The organism is Zhongshania antarctica (assembly GCF_014202945.1).
Lineage (GTDB): Bacteria > Pseudomonadota > Gammaproteobacteria > Pseudomonadales > Spongiibacteraceae > Spongiibacter > Spongiibacter antarcticus.
Genome location: NZ_JACHHW010000001.1, coordinates 316,702 through 337,552 on the forward strand (window position 1 = coordinate 316,702; position 20,851 = coordinate 337,552).

15 protein-coding genes are annotated in these 20,851 nt (G+C 52.4%); 13 read left to right on the top strand and 2 right to left on the bottom strand.

Annotation, left to right across the window (positions count from 1 at the left end; genetic code table 11):
• The first annotated feature begins 158 nt into the window (after positions 1 to 158).
• The 3 genes from acnA (at position 159) to HNQ57_RS01460 (ending at position 4,881) form a co-directional block, all read left to right on the top strand.
• The gene (acnA, locus tag HNQ57_RS01450) at positions 159 to 2,801 is read left to right on the top strand and encodes an aconitate hydratase AcnA (RefSeq protein ID WP_184460843.1); all 2,643 of its coding nucleotides are present in this window, start codon (positions 159 to 161) and stop codon (positions 2,799 to 2,801) included.
• 85 nt (positions 2,802 to 2,886) lie between these two features.
• Positions 2,887 to 3,264, top strand: coding sequence for a DUF6489 family protein (locus HNQ57_RS01455; protein WP_184460844.1), 378 nt, complete (start codon positions 2,887 to 2,889; stop codon positions 3,262 to 3,264).
• Between the two features lie 30 nt (positions 3,265 to 3,294).
• Positions 3,295 to 4,881, top strand: coding sequence for a carbon-nitrogen hydrolase family protein (locus HNQ57_RS01460; protein ID WP_008249092.1), 1,587 nt, complete (start codon positions 3,295 to 3,297; stop codon positions 4,879 to 4,881).
• A gap of 39 nt (positions 4,882 to 4,920) precedes the next feature.
• On the opposite strand, the gene msrA is transcribed toward HNQ57_RS01460, so the two are convergent.
• Positions 4,921 to 5,565 carry a peptide-methionine (S)-S-oxide reductase MsrA gene (msrA, locus tag HNQ57_RS01465; protein ID WP_184460845.1) on the bottom strand — a complete coding sequence of 215 codons (645 nt, stop codon included), beginning with the start codon at positions 5,563 to 5,565 and terminating at the stop codon, positions 4,921 to 4,923.
• A 216-nt stretch (positions 5,566 to 5,781) separates the two neighbouring features.
• Here msrA and speD point away from each other — a divergent pair, with 216 nt between their 5' ends.
• From speD to HNQ57_RS01495, 6 genes are all read left to right on the top strand, one after another.
• Positions 5,782 to 6,237 carry an adenosylmethionine decarboxylase gene (gene speD / locus HNQ57_RS01470; RefSeq protein ID WP_008249090.1) on the top strand — a complete coding sequence of 152 codons (456 nt, stop codon included), beginning with the start codon at positions 5,782 to 5,784 and terminating at the stop codon, positions 6,235 to 6,237.
• A complete protein-coding gene (speE, locus tag HNQ57_RS01475) occupies positions 6,230 to 7,078 on the top strand; it encodes a polyamine aminopropyltransferase (RefSeq protein WP_184460846.1) in 849 nt (282 codons plus the stop codon). The genes speD and speE overlap by 8 nt, the downstream gene beginning before the upstream one ends.
• Positions 7,079 to 7,347: 269 nt before the next feature.
• Complete coding sequence (locus HNQ57_RS01480; protein ID WP_184460847.1) at positions 7,348 to 9,603, top strand: Orn/Lys/Arg family decarboxylase; 2,256 nt, start codon at positions 7,348 to 7,350, stop codon at positions 9,601 to 9,603.
• A 353-nt stretch (positions 9,604 to 9,956) separates the two neighbouring features.
• On the top strand, positions 9,957 to 14,471 hold the full coding sequence (locus HNQ57_RS01485; RefSeq protein WP_184460848.1) for an OmpA family protein: 4,515 nt from the start codon (positions 9,957 to 9,959) through the stop codon (positions 14,469 to 14,471).
• 34 nt (positions 14,472 to 14,505) lie between these two features.
• Positions 14,506 to 16,188 (top strand): ShlB/FhaC/HecB family hemolysin secretion/activation protein, encoded by a 1,683-nt coding sequence (locus tag HNQ57_RS01490; protein ID WP_184460849.1) that lies wholly within the window; start codon positions 14,506 to 14,508, stop codon positions 16,186 to 16,188.
• A gap of 803 nt (positions 16,189 to 16,991) precedes the next feature.
• On the top strand, positions 16,992 to 17,174 hold the full coding sequence (locus HNQ57_RS01495; RefSeq protein ID WP_008249084.1) for a hypothetical protein: 183 nt from the start codon (positions 16,992 to 16,994) through the stop codon (positions 17,172 to 17,174).
• On the opposite strand, the gene HNQ57_RS01500 is transcribed toward HNQ57_RS01495, so the two are convergent.
• Positions 17,149 to 18,090, bottom strand: a complete 942-nt coding sequence (locus HNQ57_RS01500; protein ID WP_184460850.1) for a type II secretion system F family protein — start codon at positions 18,088 to 18,090, stop codon at positions 17,149 to 17,151. The genes HNQ57_RS01495 and HNQ57_RS01500 overlap by 26 nt on opposite strands.
• Positions 18,091 to 18,208: 118 nt before the next feature.
• Between HNQ57_RS01500 and HNQ57_RS01505 the strand changes: the two genes are divergently transcribed.
• The 4 genes from HNQ57_RS01505 (at position 18,209) to HNQ57_RS01520 (ending at position 20,695) form a co-directional block, all read left to right on the top strand.
• Positions 18,209 to 18,694: a DnaJ domain-containing protein gene (locus HNQ57_RS01505; protein ID WP_184460851.1), complete on the top strand. Its 486-nt coding sequence runs from the start codon at positions 18,209 to 18,211 to the stop codon at positions 18,692 to 18,694.
• Positions 18,695 to 18,771: 77 nt separating this feature from the next.
• A complete protein-coding gene (locus HNQ57_RS01510; protein ID WP_184460852.1) occupies positions 18,772 to 19,095 on the top strand; it encodes a hypothetical protein in 324 nt (107 codons plus the stop codon).
• A 62-nt stretch (positions 19,096 to 19,157) separates the two neighbouring features.
• Positions 19,158 to 20,045 carry a protease HtpX gene (htpX, locus tag HNQ57_RS01515; protein ID WP_184460853.1) on the top strand — a complete coding sequence of 296 codons (888 nt, stop codon included), beginning with the start codon at positions 19,158 to 19,160 and terminating at the stop codon, positions 20,043 to 20,045.
• Positions 20,045 to 20,695, top strand: a complete 651-nt coding sequence (locus tag HNQ57_RS01520; RefSeq protein ID WP_184460854.1) for a class II aldolase/adducin family protein — start codon at positions 20,045 to 20,047, stop codon at positions 20,693 to 20,695. Before htpX ends, HNQ57_RS01520 begins: the two co-directional genes overlap by 1 nt.
• Positions 20,696 to 20,851: the final 156 nt, after the last annotated feature.

The window sequence follows — 20,851 nt, forward strand, 5'->3', positions numbered from 1 at the left end:
CGGCTGGTGATATCTCACTCGGGGTCGGCTTTATGCAAGTGCACCACCGACCGTATTCCCTCCATTTTTGCGTTTTGTCTCTGGGAGAAACCTGCTTTTTCAGCCGTCTGTGCTAGGGTAAGCGATGCACATACGACTAAGCTCATAGGAGTTCACCCATGCAGTCCACAAAACACCTGCTCTCGGATCTGATTTGCGGCGAGCAGAGCTACCAGTACTACGATTTGCAAAAACTGGGCGACGAACGCTTGGCCCAGCTACCCAAATCCCTCAAAATTTTATTAGAAAACCAGCTGCGCCATTTCGACGGCAAAACCATAAATGCCGACATCATTGTTGCCTTCTCGCGCTGGCTCGATAACGCCAGCGGTGGCGATGACCTCAATTTTTCGCCAGCCCGCGTATTAATGCAGGACTTTACAGGGGTACCTGCCATTGTTGATTTGGCGGCTATGCGCGACGCGGTGGCCAAGTGCGGTGGTGACGTGTCAGCCATTAACCCGCAGATCCCAGTTCACCTCGTTATTGACCACTCCGTAACCGTAGATCAATACGGCTCGCCACAGGCCTTTGGCGAAAACGTCGCCAAAGAAATGGAGCGTAACGAAGAGCGCTACCGCTTCCTTAAGTGGGGCCAATCGGCCTTTCGTAATTTCAACGTGGTACCGCCGGGCACCGGCATCTGCCACCAGGTGAATTTAGAATATTTAGCGCAAGTGGTCTGGGTTAGTGAAGACGGCACAATGGCCTATCCCGACACCGTGCTTGGCACCGACAGTCACACGCCCATGGTCAATGGCTTAGGCGTGCTTGGCTGGGGCGTGGGCGGCATTGAAGCCGAGGCCGCACTGCTGGGCCAGCCTTATTCCATGATGCTGCCCGACGTTGTGGGCTTTGAGCTCAGCGGCAAACTCAGCGAAGGCGTTACCGCGACCGACCTAGTACTCAGCGTGGTAGAAATTCTGCGCCGCGAGGGTGTTGTTGGTAAATTCGTTGAGTTCTTTGGCGACGGTCTCGCCGAGCTCAGCGTGGCTGATCGCGCTACCATTGCCAATATGGCACCGGAATACGGCGCCACCTGCGGCTATTTCCCTGTCGACGAGGCTACCCTCGCCTACTTAAAGCTAACGGGCCGAACCGAGCAGACCATCGCCCTTACCGAGCAGTATTGCAAAGCCCAAGGATTATGGCGAAACCCAGGCGACTACCCGGTATTCAGCCACAGCGTAACGCTGAACTTAGACACCGTTGAACCAAGCCTAGCTGGGCCTAGCCGCCCCCAAGATCGTGTCGCCGTCAGCGATCTTGGCAATGCCATGCGCGACTATTTAGCAGACAGCGAGCGTGATTTAAACGAAACCGCCGACATTGAGGACATGAAGCTCAAACTCCACCACGGCGACGTGGTTATTGCCGCTATTACCAGCTGTACCAACACCTCAAACCCCGACGTCATGATTGCCGCGGGCTTAGTCGCCCGCAAAGCCCGCGAGCGCGGTTTACGAGTAAAACCCTGGGTTAAAACCTCCCTTGCACCCGGCTCTAAAGTCGTCAGTAAATATTTAGCCGACAGCGGCTTACAAGACGACCTCAATTCGCTAGGCTTTGATTTGGTTGGCTACGGCTGTACGACTTGCATTGGCAACTCCGGGCCGCTGCGCGAGCCCATCGCCAAAGCCATCGACAGCAAAAATATGGTGGTTTCCGCTCTGCTGTCTGGCAACCGCAACTTTGACGGGCGCATTCATCCCCAGGTCAAAGCGAGCTGGCTGGCCTCGCCACCATTAGTTGTTGCCTATGCACTCGCGGGCACGACCCTGCGCAATTTGCAAGATGAGGCGATCGCGACCGACAGCAAAGGTGTGGAGGTATTTCTCAAAGACCTGTGGCCGAGCACTGCTGAAATTCACGAAATACGCAAAATTGTCAGCGGCGCCATGTACCGCGATGCCTATCAAGACGTCTACCTTGGCACTGAGGAGTGGCAGGCCATCGAGGTTGAAAAGAGCGATACTTATCCTTGGCAAGTTGATTCAAGCTATATTCGCTGCCCCAGCTTTTTTGACAAGCCGCAACTTGCTGGCGAAGAATTCCCCGTTTTGCGGAGCGCGCGCATTCTAGGTGTTTTCGGCGATTTCATTACCACAGATCACATTTCACCCGCAGGTAAAATTGCCACCGACAGCCCGGCGGGCCACTATTTGCAAAGCATTGGTATTGCGCCCAGCGATTTTAACTCCTACGGCTCTCGGCGCGGCAACCACGAAGTAATGAGCCGAGGCACCTTTGCCAATACGCGGCTCAACAATAAGCTTGTCGACCGTGAAGGTGGCTATACATTGGCACCTGACGGGGAAACGGTGCTGCCAATATTTAAAGCTGCAGTGAAATACCTAGAGATCGAAAAGCCCCTCGTCATTATCGCTGGCAAGCAATACGGCACCGGTTCAAGTCGCGACTGGGCCGCCAAGGGCACCTTATTACTTGGCGTTAAAGCCGTCATTGCCGAGAGCTTTGAGCGCATCCATCGCTCTAACTTGGTCGGCATGGGCGTTATGCCGGTGGAGTTCGACAAGGAGATACCTAGAGAAATGTTGGATCTGCAAGGCGACGAGCAAGTTGACATCATTCCCTGTGAAGAACAACTTAGCCCCAAACAAACAGTGCGTATTGTACTGTCGCGCAGCGACGGCAGTCGCCACGAGGTACTCGGCCGACTTCGCATTGATACCCAAGAAGAGCTGGGTTATTTCCGGCACGGCGGTATTCTGCAATATGTGCTAAGCCAACTTAATAACTAAATATTGCCTCCGATTTTGCCGCTAATGATTGACCCGGCAACTGCGGATGGCATACTCAATATTTGAATATGCGGGGTAGCAGAATATGAAAGTTCATCTCGAAATTGAAATAAGTCCAGAAGAAATGCGCCGTTTGGTCGGCCTGCCAGACGCCCAGCCATTATGGGATGCGGTCTACAAACGCATTGGCGAAGGCGATACCGAGATGGTTCAACAAATGGCCAAAACCGCCTTTACCGAGGGCATGAAAACCCTCGACCTGTCGGCACGAGTGCTTAAATCCTTAAGTGGCTTAGCCACCAATCGCAAATCAGCCGACAAAACCACTGACAAACCCAGCAGTGAAGCAAACAATGATAAAAATACCGAAAAAACCGCTGCAGCAAACACTACCTCAAACAAGGCGGAAGGCGTAAAGTCCGGCCCAGTTCGACGCAGCGCCAGCAGTAAAAGCAAAGCCTAATTCCCCTAGCCCAATTCAAGAGTTTATATCATGGCCAGAAACACCACGGGTGGTAAAAAAATTGCCTCCACAGGCAAAGTCCTGCGGGTCCGAAATGCAATGATTAAGGATATTCCCGCCATTGCGGCACTGTCTAAGCGGGTTTACGACGGCACGGGAATTGATCCCTATACGCGGGCAGAATTACGCGGTCAGCTCAATAATTTTGGTGAAGGTAAATTTGTTGTCACGCTAGAAGACGACATAGTCGGCTACTGCGCCACGTTTCGGATTAGTGGTGACGTCTGTTTAAAACCCCATAGCTGGGCGGCAATCACCGCAAACGGTTACGGCACCCGCCACGACCCCGAAGGCGAGTGGATGTACGGCATGGAAGTCTGTGTAGACAGTAGCGTGCGCGGCTATCGCATTGGCCAACGCCTCTATAACGCCCGTAAAAAGCTCTGCGAATCCCTGGGTCTGAAAGGTATTGTCTTTGTCGGTCGCCTACCCAGCTTATCTCGACGCATTAAAAAATACGGCAGCGCAGAAAACTACCTAGAAGCGGTTGTCAGCCAAAAAACCCGCGACCCAGTACTGTCATTTCAACTCCATAACGATTTTGAAGTACTCGACCTAGTACCAAACTACCTAAACGCCGACAAAGACTCACTGGGCTATGGCGTACATTTGGTCTGGCACAACCCCAAGGTCGAAACCGCCGCTGCAGCCGCCCACACCAAGCGTCACGGCGGCCGCCAACCCGACACCGTGCGAGTCGGCACCGTGCAGTATATGCAGCGTCGCGTGCAGTCCTTCACTGAGTTTATGTCGTTTATTGAATACTTTGTCGACGTGGTCGCGGACTACAAAGGTGATTTCGTGGTTTTCCCCGAATTGATCACCCTACAATTGCTGTCGATTGAAGATCAGGAATTAACGCCCATTCAATCTATAGAGGCACTGACCAAATACACCCCTCGCTATGTTGAAGCGATGCAAGATTTGGCGGTTCGCTACAACATTAATATTATTGGCGGTTCCCACCCAACGCGGGTCGCCAATGGTCGCGTTGAAAACATTTCCTACGTCTTTCATCGCGATGGTCGCGTTGATGAGCAGGCCAAAATCCACCCCACCCCTAACGAAGTGTATTGGTGGAATATTGAAGGAGGCAATGAATTACAAGTCATTGACACCGACTGCGGCCCCATTGGCGTGTTAATTTGCTACGACTCAGAGTTTCCCGAGCTGTCTCGCCACTTGGTCGACCAGGGTGCAGAAATTCTCTTCGTGCCCTTCTGCACCGACGAGCGCCAGAGCTATTTGCGCGTGCGCTATTGCTGTCAGGCACGCGCAGTCGAGAATCAGGTCTACGTGGTGATGTCGGGCAATGTCGGCAACCTGCCTAATGTAGCCAACATGGATATTCAATATGCCCAGAGCTGCATTCTCACACCCTGCGACTTCCATTTTGCCCGTGACGGCATTGCCGCCGACACGACCCCCAACGTCGAAACCGTGGCCATTGCCGATTTACGCCCAGAGGCATTAAGAGTCGCTCGCAATAGCGGTACGGTGCAGAACTTGCGCGACCGTCGTCATGATCTGTATCAAACAAAATGGCGGGGTAACTGATCGTCAGACGTCCGACGTCTGACGTCGGACGGATCCCCACTACAGCGGGCAGCTCACCCCCGTCCCACCTAAACCACAGTAACCGCCCGGATTCTTGTCCAAATACTGCTGGTGATAGTCTTCTGCATAGTAAAACTCACCAGCCATGACTATTTCAGTGCTAATTTCTGGCAAGCCCGCATTGCTTAAGGCTTGTTGGTATTGCTCGGCAGAGGCATTTGCCAGCGCCAGTTGAGCCTCATCTGAGCAGTAAATTCCCGAACGGTATTGAGTGCCAATATCATTGCCTTGGCGCATGCCTTCGGTGGGGTTGTGACTCTCCCAAAACACCGCCAGCAGTTTTTGCACACTAATGAGCTCGGGATCAAACACCACGAACACCACTTCATTGTGGCCGGTCATACCCGAACACACCTCCTCGTAGGTCGGGTTGGGCGTATGCCCACCGCAGTAGCCAACGGCGGTGGTGAACACCCCAGCTTGCTGCCAAAACTTGCGTTCTGCCCCCCAAAAGCACCCAAGACCAAACACTATTTGCTGATAAGCCTCTGGAAACGGTCCTAGCAGCGGAGTTTTTAACACGGTGTGTTTCGCCGCTACCCGCATTTTTTCACTGCGACCAGGCAGCGCCTGCTCTGCAGTAGGGATAACGGCGGGTTTGCGGTAGCGATCAAAAATACTCATGGCACAGCTTCCTTTAATATGTTTCCACAAACAGACAGCTACTATGCCTTGATTTACCCCCCTCAAGCCAGCGCCACAAAGTCATAAAACCCCAAGCCCTTCAATGACTTTGGCATAAGCCCAGCAAGGGGATTTTAACAGGATTTTTTATTGCTATTTAGGGGAAAACACGTTTAAATCGCCCGCTCTTTCACCTATGCGGAGGATTTATGCTAAATGAAAAGCCTAGATCATATGCCTTCTTTGGAGGCCGGCGCTGCCACGTGTAATCCGATTACACAGTCCGACGAAAATCTCGACCACCTTATAATTCGTGACGGCGTAGCGTACGCTGGAACCCATTTAATTATCGACCTGTGGGGCGCATCCCACCTCGATGAACTCCCCCGCATGGAAAAAGCCTTTATTGACTGTGTCAATGAATGTGGTGCAACACTGTTGCATATTCATATGCATCATTTCACCCCAAATGGCGGAGTTTCTGGCGTTGCGGTATTAGCCGAGTCACACATTAGTGTGCACACCTGGCCAGAGCGCGATTACGCTGCCTTTGACGTATTCATGTGCGGCGATGCGAAACCTGAATTGGCTGTAGAGATCCTGCGGAAGGCCTTTTCACCCACTCGTATCGAGGTGGGCGAAAACCTACGCGGGAGAATGGACGATGTCTGAGTGGTTTAACGAAACCCTCCACGGCGACTACCATCAAGGTTTTAACATTCGCGAGGTCTTGTTTGAAAGCAAGACCGACCATCAGCATTTAATCATCTTTGAATCCGGCAGCTTTGGCCGAGTCATGGCGCTAGACGGTATTGTTCAAACTACCGAGCGCGATGAATTCATTTATCACGAAATGCTGGCGCACACCCCGCTATTTGCCCACGGCAATGCCAAAAACGTGCTTATTATTGGCGGCGGCGACGGCGGTCTGCTTCGCGAAGTGCTTAAACACCCAGAAGTGGAGAGCGCCGTTCAGGTCGAAATAGACCAAGCGGTTATCGATATGTGCGTTAAATTCCTGCCCAATCACTCGGCTGGGGCCTATGAAAACCCCCGCGCCGAAATTGTGATTGGCGACGGTATCGATTTCGTTAAGCAGTGCGATCGCCAGTTTGATGTAATTTTGTCAGACAGCACCGATCCTATTGGTCCCGGCGAAGTTCTATTCACTTCGCCGTTTTACGAAGGGATCAAGCGCTGCCTGAAGCCTGGCGGAATTTTTGCCGCGCAGAACGGCGTTGCGTTTATGCAGCCCGATGAAGTCAGCACCAGCTATAAGCGCCTGTCACCCCTGTTTAGTGACACCGCTTTTTACACAGCAGCGGTGCCCACCTATGTCGGTGGCATTATGACCTTCGCTTGGGCCAGCAACGAGCCTAGCGCTCGCACCCAGGAACTAAGCACCTTGCAAGCTCGATCTACAGCTAGCGGCATTAAAACTCGCTACTACAATCCAGCACTGCACGTGGGCGCTTTTGCGCTGCCTCAGTATTTGCTCGACAGCATAGACTGAGCCTTTACCCGCCATACCAATGGCGGGTAAAGCGCCGATTTAACTCTCCAAGCCCCTACCAAAAACATTCCGTGCGTCCGCCGGTCTTATCCGTCAAAATATGCTCGATTTGACTGACAGCGGTCATGGATTATTGTTAGGGTATACAGTTAATCGTTGCCACCACCAAAATTGACATACAAAGCCGTGCAGCTGCCTTATATGACTAAGCCGCGCGATAGGACCCAGAGGTATTCTGGGAAAAGCCAACACCAACAATGGCCGTATAAATGAAATTTCGTTTCCCCGTCGTCATCATTGACGAAGACTTTCGCTCTGAAAACATCTCAGGCTCAGGCATCCGCGACCTCGCCGACGCCATAAGCAAAGAAGGCATGGAAGTTATTGGCCTGACCAGCTACGGCGATCTCACCGCCTTTGCCCAGCAAGCGAGCCGGGCCTCCTGCTTTATCTTGTCAATCGACGATGAAGAGTTTGGCGATGGCAGCGACGAAACCGTCAGTCAGGCCCTAGAATCCATCGGCCAATTTATGACCGCCGTACGCCAGCGCAACACCGACATTCCGGTGTTTCTCTATGGTGAAACCCGTACCTCGCGGCATATTCCCAATGAAATACTGCGGGAATTGCACGGCTTCATTCACATGTTTGAAGACACGCCAGATTTTGTGGCTCGTCACATTATTCGCGAAGCCAATAAATATTTGTCAGCCCTCGCGCCACCGTTCTTTCAAGCTTTGATGAACTATGCCAGCGACAGCTCCTATTCATGGCACTGCCCCGGCCACTCCGGCGGCGTTGCCTTCTTAAAAAGCCCAGTTGGGCAAATGTTCCATCAGTTCTTTGGTGAGAACCTGCTTCGCGCAGACGTCTGCAATGCAGTTGAAGAGTTAGGCCAATTGCTTGACCACACCGGTCCAGTTAGCGCCAGCGAGAATAACGCCGCACGTATATTCGGCTGCGACCACCTGTTCTTTGTGACCAACGGCACCTCGACCTCCAACAAAGTAGTGTGGCACTCAACCGTCGCCCCCGGCGATATCGTGGTGGTCGACCGCAACTGCCATAAGTCGATATTGCACAGCATTATTATGACCGGCGCGATCCCCGTGTTTTTAATGCCAACCCGCAACCATTACGGCATTATTGGCCCAATTCCAAAGAGCGAATTCGACCCAGCGGCAATCCGCAAAAAGATCGAAGATCATCCCTTTGCCCGCCACGCCGAAGACAAAAAACCGCGTATTCTGACCATTACCCAGAGTACCTACGACGGTATTGTGTATAACGTTGAAGAAATCAAAGACATTCTCGACTCCACTATCGATACCCTGCATTTTGATGAAGCTTGGCTGCCCCACGCCGCCTTTCACAGCTTCTACCACAATATGCACGCCATCGGCGCCGGTCGCCCGCGCTCCGACGACACCCTAGTCTTTGCCACCCAGTCTACCCATAAACTCTTGGCGGGCCTCTCCCAAGCTTCGCAGATTTTGGTACAGGACGGCACCCAGCGGAAGCTCGATACCCACCGCTTTAACGAGTCGTATTTAATGCACTCATCCACCAGCCCCCAGTACGCCATTATCGCTTCATGCGACGTAGCCGCAGCCATGATGGAAGCGCCTGGCGGCACCGCGCTGGTTGATGAATCGATTATGGAAGCCCTAGATTTCCGCCGCGCCATGCGCAAAGTCGATGCCGATTACGGCGACGATTGGTGGTTCCGCGTGTGGGGACCAGAAGTATTGGCCGAAGAAGGCATCGGCGACCGCGACGACTGGGTAATTCACTCCGACGACCGTTGGCACGGCTTTGGCGATATCGAGTCTGGCTTCAATATGCTCGACCCCATTAAGGCAACCATCATTACCCCAGGCCTTGATGTCGATGGCAACTTCGACGAAATCGGTATCCCCGCGTCAATCGTGAGCAAATACCTTGCTGAACACGGCATTATCATCGAAAAAACCGGCATGTACTCCTTCTTCATCATGTTCACTATCGGCATCACCAAGGGCCGCTGGAACTCGATGGTGACCGAACTACAGCAGTTTAAAGACGACTACGATCAGAACCTGCCGCTATGGCGGGTAATGCCCCAGTTCGCCGCCAAATTCCCCAAATATGAGAAAATTGGCCTGCGCGACTTGTGTAGCGACATCCACAATGTGTACAAAGAATACGATCTCGCGCGAATTACCACCGAGATGTACCTGTCTGAAATGGAAGCGGCAATGATCCCTGCGGATGCCTGGGCCAGAATGTCCCACCGCAAAGTTGAGCGCGTCCCCATCGACGAGCTGGAAGGCCGCATTACCGCCATGCTGGTAACGCCCTACCCACCCGGCATTCCGCTGCTGATTCCGGGCGAGCGCTTCAATAATATTATTGTGCGCTACCTGCAATTTGTGCGTGACTTTAACTCTCGCTTCCCCGGCTTCGAAACCGATTGCCACGGCTTAGTGAAAGAGAAAGTGAACGGCGTGGACCACTACTTTGTTGATGCGGTAATTGACGAATAAATTCGTATCGGTGGCACGTTATCGTGTCCGGATAATTTAACCGCAGCTGCGTAATTATGCCCAGACTTACATTGAGCCTGGGCATTTTCTTTAGTGGTATATCGTTTTATGAACGTCGAAAAACAGGCTGTATTTTACTAACAGTAACACTACTGCACTTACACCTACCTAATACAAAAAACAAAAATTTCTATATCACATGTACCAAAAAACTTCAAAAAACAAAGCCCACACCAAGAACAAATACACAAATAAGGGAGAAGGTCACGTTATTGCTGGATCGCACATTTGTAAATTTGTTAGGCTTTCACCATAAGCAATATGTACTCAATTTTTTCTGGGAAATCGTCTCCATGATCCAGCACCGCAAACACAAACTGACCGCAGCAATACTGCTCACCAGCCAGCTGAGTTATGCACAATCTATTATTGTCATTCCGAATCTTTCCGGCAGTGATAGCGGGAGCCTCTTATCACCAGTGACAGAACCAATCGGTCAATCTTTACAGCCGACAATAAACACCTTGGACATTACGCTAGACCCTCTCACCAATCCCATCGACGCACAAATCGGAGCACCACTAATAGATGTCGCATCGCCCGTCATCACGCCGGTCCTAAAGGGCCTCGAGCCGATTATTGGCCCTGTTGATGGAATATTCCACGACATCAGCGAAGGTAGTCTTTCTGACGCACTGACAAATTCCGACCAAAATACAAGCGATGGTAACGGCATCACCAATGACTTACTTGGCGGCAAAAAAAATCGTAACAAAACCAAAAATTCCGAAACCGCATTGCGTACAGGCAACCCTGCAGAGGGCAATAATGGCAATGACAAGCCCGTTGGTAATGCCCAGGGCAAGAAGCCCAAAAACAAATCGCCAATCGAATCCGTCAGCGCCCCACTCGGGCGCAGCCTAACGCCACTGATCGACACCGTTGACGAGAGCCTTGACCCCATCACAAATGTGATTGATGACGAAATAGCAGAACCTATATTAAGCGCAGGCGCGCCTGTCATTGATCCACTGCTCGAAGGTCTTACCCCTATCACCAACCCAGTAGACGGTATCGTCTCCGATCTGAGCGGCGGTAGCCTTGAAGACGCCTTAACGACGCAAGATTACAACGACGAAGACGGCCAGGGGCCCATAAACGATTTACTGGGTAACGGGCGCACCCAAAATAGTGGCCGCGAAGCAGGTGAAAGCTCGCCCCTCCCTATTGTCACACGCCCACTTGGGCAAGCCCTAGACACATTGGTAACTGATCTCGACGAAGGCCTAGACCCGCTAACCGACGTGGTCGACAGCCAATTACTTGCTCCGGTATTGGACGTCGTGGCGCCCATTACTGAGCCTATTTTGGCAGCGGCTGAACCACTTACTGATCCAGTCGATGGCAGCCTAGCCGACCTCACCGGCGGCAGCGTTGAAGACGCATTAACAAACGATGACGACAATCGCAGCGACGGCAACGGCGTCGCCAACGATTTACTTGGCGGCAAAAAAAATCGTAACAAAACCACCAATTCCGAAACAGGATTTGGCACAGGCAACCCTGCCGTCGGCAATAACGGCAACGACAAACCCGTGGGCAATGCTCAGGGCAAGAAGCCCAAGAACAAATCGCCAATCGAATCCGTCAGCGCCCCACTCGGGCGCAGCCTAACGCCGCTGATCGACATCGTTGACGAGAGCCTTGACCCCATCACAAATGTGATTGATGACGAAATAGCAGAACCTATATTAAGCGCAGGCGCGCCTGTCATTGATCCACTGCTCGAAGGTCTTACCCCTATCACCAACCCAGTAGACGGTATCGTCTCCGATCTGAGCGGCGGTAGCCTTGAAGACGCCTTAACGACGCAAGATTACAACGACGAAGACGGCCAGGGGCCCATAAACGATTCACTGGGTAACGGGCGCACTCAAAATAGTGGCCGCGAGGCAGGTGAAACCTCGCCCCTCCCTATCGTCACACGCCCACTTGGGCAAGCCCTAGACACATTGGTAACTGATCTCGACGAAGGCCTAGACCCGCTAACCGACGTGGTCGACAGCCAATTACTTGCTCCGGTATTGGACGTCGTGGCGCCCATTACTGAGCCTATTTTGGCAGCGGCTGAACCACTCACTGATCCAGTCGATGGCAGCCTAGCCGACCTCACCGGCGGCAGCGTAGAAGACGCATTAACAAACGATGACGACAATACGACCGACGGCGACGGCCTCGTGAATGACTTACTCGGTGGTGGTGGCAGCGCACCAGCACCCCAGCCCGCCCCCGGCGACAGCAGCGGCTCACCCTTAGCGCCCGTGACTGTGCCCCTTGGTGAAGCCCTTGCGCCGGTCATTGACGCAGTTGATACCGGCTTAGATCCGGTTACCGACACCGTCGACAGCGAAGTTGGCGTGGCTTTACTCGACGCTCTGGCCCCGGTCACTGAGCCCGTGGTCGACGGCGCTGAACCCATCATCACCCCAGTCGATGCGATCGTCGGCGAGCTTACTGGCGGCAGCGTGTCTGATGCCCTGAGCAATTCCGACGCCAATACCGCCGACGGCGATGGCTTAGTGAATGACTTACTCGGTGGTGGCAGCAGCGCACCAGCACCGGCGCCCAGCAGCGGCTCACCCTTAGCGCCCGTGACTGTGCCCCTTGGTGAAGCCCTTGCGCCGGTCATTGACGCAGTTGATACCGGCTTAGATCCGGTTACCGACACCGTTGACAGCGAAGTGGGCGTGCCTTTACTCGACGCTCTGGCGCCGGTCACTGAGCCCGTGGTTGACGGCGCCGAGCCGGTCATCACACCCGTCGATGCCATTGTTAACGAACTCACTGGCGGCAGCGTGTCTGATGCCCTGAGCAATTCCGACGCCAATACCGCCGACGGCGATGGTTTGGTTAACGACCTACTCGGTGGCGGCAGCAATGCACCGGCACCCAGCAGCGGCTCACCTTTAGCGGCTGTCACTGTGCCCCTTGGCGAAGCCCTTGCGCCAGTCATTGACGCAGTTGATACCGGCTTAGATCCGGTTACCGACACCGTTGACAGTGAAGTTGGCGTGCCCTTGCTCGACGCTCTGGCGCCGGTCACTGAGCCCGTGGTTGACGGCGCTGAACCCGTCATCACGCCAGTCGATGCCATTGTTAACGAGCTCACTGGCGGCAGCGTGTCTGACACCCTGAGTAATTCCGACGCCAATACCGCCGACGGCGATGGCTTAGTGAATGACTTACTCGGTGGTGGCAGCAGCGCACCAGCACCCCAGCCCGCCCCCGGTGACAGCAGCGGCTCACCCTTAGCGCCCGTGACTGTGCCCCTTCGCGAAGCCCTTGCACCAGTTATTGATGCGGTGGATACCGGTCTTGATCCGGTTACCGACACCGTTGACAGCAAAGTGGGCGTGCCCTTACTCGACGCTCTGGCCCCAGTCACTGAGCCCGTGGTTGACGGCGCTGAGCCGGTCATCACACCCGTCGATGCCATTGTTAACGAACTCACTGGCGGCAGCGTATCTGATGCCCTGAGCAATTCCGACGCCAATACTGCCGACGGCGATGGCTTAGTGAATGACTTACTCGGTGGTGGCAGCAATGCGCCAGCACCGGCACCCAGCAGCGGCTCACCCTTGGCACCAGTGACTGTGCCCCTTGGCGAAGCACTTGCACCAGTTATTGATGCGGTGGATACCGGTCTTGATCCGGTTACCGACACCGTTGACAGCGAAGTGGGCGTGCCTTTACTCGACGCTCTGGCCCCAGTCACTGAGCCCGTGGTTGACGGCGCTGAGCCGGTCATCACACCCGTCGATGCCATTGTTAACGAACTCACTGGCGGCAGCGTATCTGATGCCCTGAGCAATTCCGACGCCAATACTGCCGACGGCGATGGCTTAGTGAATGACTTACTCGGTGGTGGCAGCAATGCGCCAGCACCGGCACCCAGCACCGGCTCGCCATTAGCGCCCGTGACTGTGCCCCTTGGTGAAGCCCTTGCGCCGGTCATTGACGCAGTTGATACCGGCTTAGATCCGGTTACCGACACCGTTGACAGTGAAGTTGGCGTGCCTTTACTCGACGCTCTGGCGCCGGTCACTGAGCCCGTGGTTGACGGCGCTGAACCCATCATCACGCCAGTCGATGCGATTGTGAGCGAACTCACTGGCGGTAGCGTATCTGATGCCCTGAGCAATTCCGACGCCAATACCGCCGACGGCGATGGCCTAGTTAACGATTTGCTAGGTAATCGCAATGCAAACTCAGCAAATAACAATCCAAGTCCAAACGACTCGGACAACGACGGTATTGACGACGGTGCCTCGGGTGAATTCAATGTGGTTGCTCGTCAAGAGCAAGCAGGGTTTACTCAGAACACATTGAATTTAGCCATTACGACAACAGCTGTCGAGGAGCAATGTGTCGATCAGGACGCAGATGGTGTGTGCGACCAAAAAGACCGCTGCGAAAATACACCTAAGGCGAGCCTTGTTCTCAAAGATGGTTGCGATCTCGGCAACATCGAGCCCGCGCGCCTCAAAAGCGTCAACTTTGGCTTTGACGATGACACGCTTAGCCCAAAGGCAACCGCGACGCTTGACGAAGCCATCTCCTTATTACAACGGTCCGAATACAAGACGATAGAAATTAATGGTCACACCGACCATTTCGGTAAGCAAGATTACAATCTACGCCTATCTCAGCGACGCGCGAACAGTGTAAAGGATTACCTTATTGAGCATGGCATAGATGCTAATCGTATAAAAATAAACGGCCTCGGCGATCAGTCTTTAATTGCTAAGATAGAAGACAAAGACCAAGCCGAGCTAAATCGTCGTGTTGACTTCACTATAATCAAATAATTTTTTATACAATTATCTTTCGGGGAGATACACAATGGCGATAGATTTGCCACCAGCATTACCGCCGGTACAAGCAACGGAAGTGCAAGTAAAGAATTACGCTAGCAACCCAGCGAGCGCAATAACCGCGAATATAAACGACATTCAACTGAAGGTGTTCGGCGACACTCATCTTGGCAATGAAGAAATCGTCCAATTGATTGAGTCATCCAAAACACCATCGGATGCCATTATTCGCCTGTCTAATCGGTATTACGAAGCAGGCCACCTGCTGATGAAAATTCGCTACTACCGCAGCTTGGACGCTATATATGTCTACGTCGATCAGCTGCGTTTAGCCGAACTACGTGGCGCAAGCCAAGTCACCGACCACTTTACTAATTTAGTGGGCGACAGCGATCTTACGATGGAGGAATTTTACAGCTCTCGAGTTATCGCCGACTTACAGGCCAAACGCGCCGGTTATCACTACAGCGTGTCCTACGAAGAGCAAACCAACAACGATCTCGTTATGGTGTTTAATCAAAAAGCTGTCGAGAATTACGACGCCACTGACTACATCTTAGAAGCCAACAACAAAGGCAACCGCTTCCTTGGCCGATATTTTGGTTTGGCGGGAATTAACCACCGTTTTCAAACCGGTACGCAATTGTCTGTGGCCTACCAGACGGCTTTCGCCGATTTGGGCGAATCCAGGGACGGCGAAAACCTTGATCAATTCAGCCTCGGCATAGACCACCCTTTTGTTAATGGACTTTATGGTGTTGAGCTCAGTTATGTAGAGTATGAGCGCAGCCCAAGTACAGAGCAGAGCAGCAGCGCCTCCTGTCTCCTCGGGGCTCTCTGCCTATTGCCCGGCACAAGTACAAGCACCACCAGCAAAATTGATATCGATGCGGAAATACTACAAGCCAGTATTCACGGACAGCAAATACTCTATAGCACCACGAGAAACCAATTTGTTCTGAAAGAAAGGCTGCAGCACATCGACTCCAAGGTTCAGCGCACAGGTCAGAACGAAAAATTACTGGAAGAAAAATACCAAACACTAGAAATTGGCGGGGAATACTCCAGAACCCAATACGACTCACAAATTACAACCGCATCGCAGCTTAATTTAGCACTCAGCGCACGAGCAGGTTTAGGGGGTAGCGGCACACTTGAGGACTACGAATCATTTAAAGCGCGGTATATAGCCGAAAATCCAAACTCAGCTGTGCCTGAAGTTGCCCCCGCGGCACGCAGTGCTGATTTCTTTACCTTGCTGCCAAGCGCAAGCTATCAAACTCGGCTATTCAGCGACACGTCGCTAAAACTCAATGCCAGCGGCCAATTCACCAACGAACAATTGCCGCAGCAGCAGCAATTTGTACTTGGTGGCATGGGCAGCCTAAGCGCCTACCTGCCAGGCGTATTAGTTGGTGATGAGGGTTATTTGCTCACAGCAAAAATCGAACGTAGATACAAATTTAATAAATTTGAGTTAACACCTGGCGTTTTTAGCGAATACGCCGGTAGCTGGTACAAAAACACCTCGTCAGCACAAAAAAATGATGACAGTCTCGCCGACGCCGGTTTAAGCCTGAGCTTAAGCTACGGCGAAAGCCTCTATACTGAGCTTGTCGCAGCGGTACCGGTTTACGACGATGTTGCGGACGAGCAGCGTTTAAACGCCCTAGAAGCCGATTTCTACTGGCGCATCCGTCTTACTTTCTAAATCACAAACCACTGACAATGGGCACGTGCCAGCGTGCCCATTGTGTTTTCGTCCTAAAAAAACATCTAACATACTTATACGCTCTAGCAACATCGCAGCGGCGATAACATCGAGTGTCGTATTGCGACATTAATCTCACCTTCTATTTATTAGGCCCCGAACCAGAAAGCCCGAATTGACATTAACAGAGCATTTCCACTACGCGGCACTTTTCACGAGCGCGCACCAATTTGAGACAGCGCTGAGCATCTCAGAGAGTCAATATTATTCAGCAAAAACAGCCCGTCTCCATATTGCCAATTAAAACCAAAACCCTCGCAAAGCCCCACTTCAAGAGGGTTTTGAGCCTGCCAAATCAAAAATAGGCGATATATCGCTAGGATACACATTTAATATTTGCTTACTGGCGTGAACTTTGCTAGCTTCAAGGTGTCCGATCAATAGTTGAGATTAGTCGTATCAGAATTAGCTTTTACCGCGTAGTAAACACCCACGTACGGAAAAGCAGTTAGCAGCAAAACACCTCGCTGTATACTGAGAACAAATCAATGGCCAGCTTGTATATGGCCAAATCGGCAAGACCCGACACTGTTTTAACCGAAAATAATACGCCATGTAATTTGGTGTCGCTTAAATTCTAAGCGTCAAAATTTTACGACGGCATAAATCGCAAAAATAGTGTCGAAAACTGAATGCTGTCATACATTTGTCATCGCAAGCAGCGATAGTGACCGACAGCAAAACAATAAATGAAACACCGTTTGGCAATGGAAGAAGGCGCAGAAGCGCAATGGAGAAAGACAATGAACAAACAGAATCAAGAAGTGAATGTTAAAAATCTGTGTAGCCGCAAATTGTGGGAACTATTAAAGAACGCCGAATGGCAGGACAAGTCTGAGCGCTTTGCAATTGAACGCGAATTATCCGGTCGTCGTCACTACATAAAGGAACTCGAGCAACTTACTGCCCGAGAAACCATGCATTAAGCACGACAATAAACGGTAACACGCCCAGTAATAGCCAGGGTAACCACCCCGCCCAAAACAGTAATTGTTCCTCACACGCTCGATGAATCGCCAGGCCCAATAGGGCCGGCACTTGTTTTGCGTCTCGCATTTCTGACACTGGAGGCATAGTGACACCCTCCAGAATCCCGCTACTTAGCAAAGCACTCGAAAATCGCCCGCCAGCCTCAACCTCACTCGCCAACTTAAAATAGCGGCTATTCACTGGCGCCTCGGGTAAACGCCGCGCGGCTTGTTTTAAGGCTTGGGGTAACGAAAAGTCAGCGCTGATACAGTCAGCCAAATGATTCATATAATGGTAGTTTTGATATTGCGTCAGCGCGGAACCCAGTCCCGGCAAGCGATAGGCTAAACCGACACAGGCGCGCCTAAACCGCGCCGAATACTGCGCCGCCTGCCAAAGCCCATAGGCTGCGCCTAACGGCAATAAGCCTACCATCGCAAGCCCAACCGCCTGCGGCATGCTGATAAAGCCACCGCTCAGCACCATCAACGGTAAGCCTAAGGCGCAAGCCACCAATATTAAAACCGGCCCCCACAAATGACGGCGCAGATTCCGCCTAAACTCGCTTTGCAAGCGATAGTGTTCAGCAAGGCGCAAATAGATTTTTGCTAAATTGCCCACTGCCAAACCCAGTCGCATAAATTGCAGCTCCCACGGGGTGAACATGCCGCCCTCACGAAGTTCGTCCAATACAATGCGCTGGCCACTGGCAAACTGATCAGCAAGTTCATCTAATTGTGCCCGCTGAGCGGCGCGCTGCCCCTTGCTCAATAAAGCGACCACCTGATCCCAATTGTTTTCGCCAGACTGACTGGCTTGATAGAGCGCTTGAAATAAGACAAAACGTTGCGCGGGGCTAGATCCTGAAACCATGAACAAATCCATTGAATACTATTAGTGGGTCTATCGCCCACAAGGCTTTATACTTTAGCACAGCTTAATTCACGGGTAGCCGCCTGCACAGGCAATTACACCCCAGTAAGGACTTAGCATGATCATTCGTTTACTTTTTGCAGTGCTTGTTCTCTACGGCCTGTATCGTTTTGTAAAAACCGTACAAGCCAAACCCGCCAATGAGCGCCGAGGCTACTATATAAGCCTAATTATTGGCTTAGGCGCCGCTGCGCTGGTACTGCTGTCAGTAACCGGCAGAGTTCATTGGATTGCGGGCCTCGTTGGTGGCGCCCTGCCCTTTTTACGGCAGTATATTCTTAAGCATATATACCATCGCATCAGCGCTAAAACCAAGGGCAGCGCGCAAGATGAGCAGGCACCACCACATCGCACTAGTAGCAATATGAATCAGCAGCAAGCCCTCAATGTCCTCGGCCTTAAACCCGGGGCCAGTGACGACGAAATCATCACCGCGCATCGTCAATTAATGCAAAAATTCCATCCTGATCGCGGGGGCAATGACTTTATCGCCAGTCAGATAAACGACGCCAAGGATGTCCTGCTCGGCAAACGTGGCAGCTGAAACGCGATTCAATTGCTCACTTAAACGCGCTAAAATTCGCCCCGTTTTGACCACCGATCATCCAAACAAGGGATTCAATGGCTACTATTTTTGTTATCCAAAACCAGCACGGACACTACCTCGGCAAACAGCAGCAGTGGCTAGATGGCCGCGATAAGCGCCTGCTATTCCGAACCACTCACAGCGACGAAGTGGCAAACGTTATTTTTGAGCAAAGCAGTAAAGATATTCACCTGCGTGCCCAAGCCTTAGCCTGCGAACTTGATGACAATAATCAACCCATAGTTAAACCCGGGCCGCCGATCCTGAGTGACACGCCCTCACTCTTCGACGATGAAACGACCGCGACAGCAGATGACACGGCCCCGCCAGCAAGCGATGATGATATTTCGGATACATGACTTGAAACTCATTGGCTTAGCCTCCATCTAAGTTCTGCCCTTAAACATTGGAAGTCTGCGTCATGATGCGAATTCTGTTATTTCTTGCCACCAACTTGGCGGTTGTTTTCGTTGCTAGTATTACCCTGAGCCTACTCGGCGTAGAAAGTATTATGGCCAGCAATGGCGTTGATCTTAACCTCAGCTCGCTGCTGGTTTTCTGCGCGGTTTTTGGCATGAGTGGGTCGCTGATCTCCTTACTCATCTCTAAATGGATGGCCAAACGTGCTACGCATGCGCAGGTCATTACAACGCCCAATACCAGCGAAGAGCGCTGGTTACTCGAAACAGTTGCCGAACTTGCGCAAAAGGCCGGTATCGGTATGCCTGAGGTCGCGATATTCCCTTCGCCGTCGGCGAATGCCTTTGCCACCGGTTGGAACCGCAATGCAGCACTCGTTGCGGTATCAGAAGGCCTGCTGCGGCAAATGCGTCGCAATGAAGTGCGTGCGGTGCTCGCCCACGAGATTGGCCACGTCGCCAACGGCGATATGATTACCTTGACGCTAATTCAAGGCGTGGTGAACACCTTTGTGATGTTTTTTGCCCGAATTATTGGCCACACAGTAGATCGCACGGTGTTTAAAACCGAGCGTGGTCACGGCATCGCTTTTTACATCACCACGTTTATTGCTGAAATGGTCTTGGGTATTTTAGCATCAACGATTGTGATGTGGTTTTCCCGCTGGCGGGAGTTTCGCGCCGACGCCGCGGGCGCCAGCCTAGCCGGACGGGAAGATATGATCGCGGCGCTACAGCGCTTGCAAGCCCAACAGGGCTTACCGACTGACCTGCCTGGCGAGATGAGTGCCTTTGGCATTAGCAGCCAGACCAAGTCAGATCTTGCCGCGCTATTCAGCTCTCATCCACCACTCGAAAAGCGCATTCAAGCCTTACGGAATGGCCTGTAATGGCCTTCACAGTAGAGCGCTCGCAACTGGTTGCCGCCCTGCATGGCATGAGCAATAGCAGCCTAAGCCCTGGCGCCAGCGGCAATGCCTCGGTACGCACCGCAGATGGCGGCATGTTAATCTCGGCCAGTGGCCAGTTGGCGGGCAATACCCGCCCCGGCGATTTAGTCTATATCGACAGTGATGGTGACATTCCCAAGAACCAGCGCAAGCCTTCTAGCGAATGGCGAATGCACTGGCAGGTTTACCTCGACCACCCGGAAGCGGGTGGCATTGTCCACTGCCACTCCCGCTACGCCACCGTACTGGCGTGCCAGCGCCGCGCGATCCCCGCGTTTCACTATATGGTTGCTATCGCGGGCGGTGACTCGATACCCTGCGCTCAATACGCGGCGTACGGCACTCAGGAATTATCAGATTACGTTAGCACCGCACTGCAACAGCGTCGCGCCTGCCTCATGGCCAATCATGGCCAAATTGCCTACGCCGCAGATCCACTGCGGGCACTCGCACTGGCAAAAGACATTGAAGAATTAGCCGCCAACTACTATTTAAGCCTACAGGGCGGTGAACCGGTGATTCTCAATGAGGCAGAAATGGCCGACGTGTTAAGCCGTTACGCCGATTACGGCCAACAAAATCAAGCTTAGAACGCTGCCCGTCCCCAGCTAATGCACAGTGAATTTTGCCCTCAAAATTCTAGCTCCCGGCGGTTTTTTATTTTAAAAGCCTGTGCTAATCTCAAGCGCACCAATATCGACCATAAATATAATACAGATCGATATTGGTGCAAGTGTGTGCACTTA

Coding starts and splice junctions, on each gene's coding strand:
- HNQ57_RS01455 (WP_184460844.1), top strand. CDS start 2,887: ATGAAAGTTCATCTCGAAATTGAAATAAGTCCAGAAGAAATGCGCCGT.
- speE (WP_184460846.1), top strand. CDS start 6,230: ATGTCTGAGTGGTTTAACGAAACCCTCCACGGCGACTACCATCAAGGT.
- htpX (WP_184460853.1), top strand. CDS start 19,158: ATGATGCGAATTCTGTTATTTCTTGCCACCAACTTGGCGGTTGTTTTC.
- HNQ57_RS01495 (WP_008249084.1), top strand. CDS start 16,992: ATGAACAAACAGAATCAAGAAGTGAATGTTAAAAATCTGTGTAGCCGC.
- HNQ57_RS01460 (WP_008249092.1), top strand. CDS start 3,295: ATGGCCAGAAACACCACGGGTGGTAAAAAAATTGCCTCCACAGGCAAA.
- speD (WP_008249090.1), top strand. CDS start 5,782: ATGAAAAGCCTAGATCATATGCCTTCTTTGGAGGCCGGCGCTGCCACG.
- HNQ57_RS01500 (WP_184460850.1), bottom strand. CDS start 18,090: ATGGTTTCAGGATCTAGCCCCGCGCAACGTTTTGTCTTATTTCAAGCG.
- HNQ57_RS01490 (WP_184460849.1), top strand. CDS start 14,506: ATGGCGATAGATTTGCCACCAGCATTACCGCCGGTACAAGCAACGGAA.
- acnA (WP_184460843.1), top strand. CDS start 159: ATGCAGTCCACAAAACACCTGCTCTCGGATCTGATTTGCGGCGAGCAG.
- msrA (WP_184460845.1), bottom strand. CDS start 5,565: ATGAGTATTTTTGATCGCTACCGCAAACCCGCCGTTATCCCTACTGCA.
- HNQ57_RS01480 (WP_184460847.1), top strand. CDS start 7,348: ATGAAATTTCGTTTCCCCGTCGTCATCATTGACGAAGACTTTCGCTCT.
- HNQ57_RS01505 (WP_184460851.1), top strand. CDS start 18,209: ATGATCATTCGTTTACTTTTTGCAGTGCTTGTTCTCTACGGCCTGTAT.
- HNQ57_RS01520 (WP_184460854.1), top strand. CDS start 20,045: ATGGCCTTCACAGTAGAGCGCTCGCAACTGGTTGCCGCCCTGCATGGC.
- HNQ57_RS01510 (WP_184460852.1), top strand. CDS start 18,772: ATGGCTACTATTTTTGTTATCCAAAACCAGCACGGACACTACCTCGGC.
- HNQ57_RS01485 (WP_184460848.1), top strand. CDS start 9,957: ATGATCCAGCACCGCAAACACAAACTGACCGCAGCAATACTGCTCACC.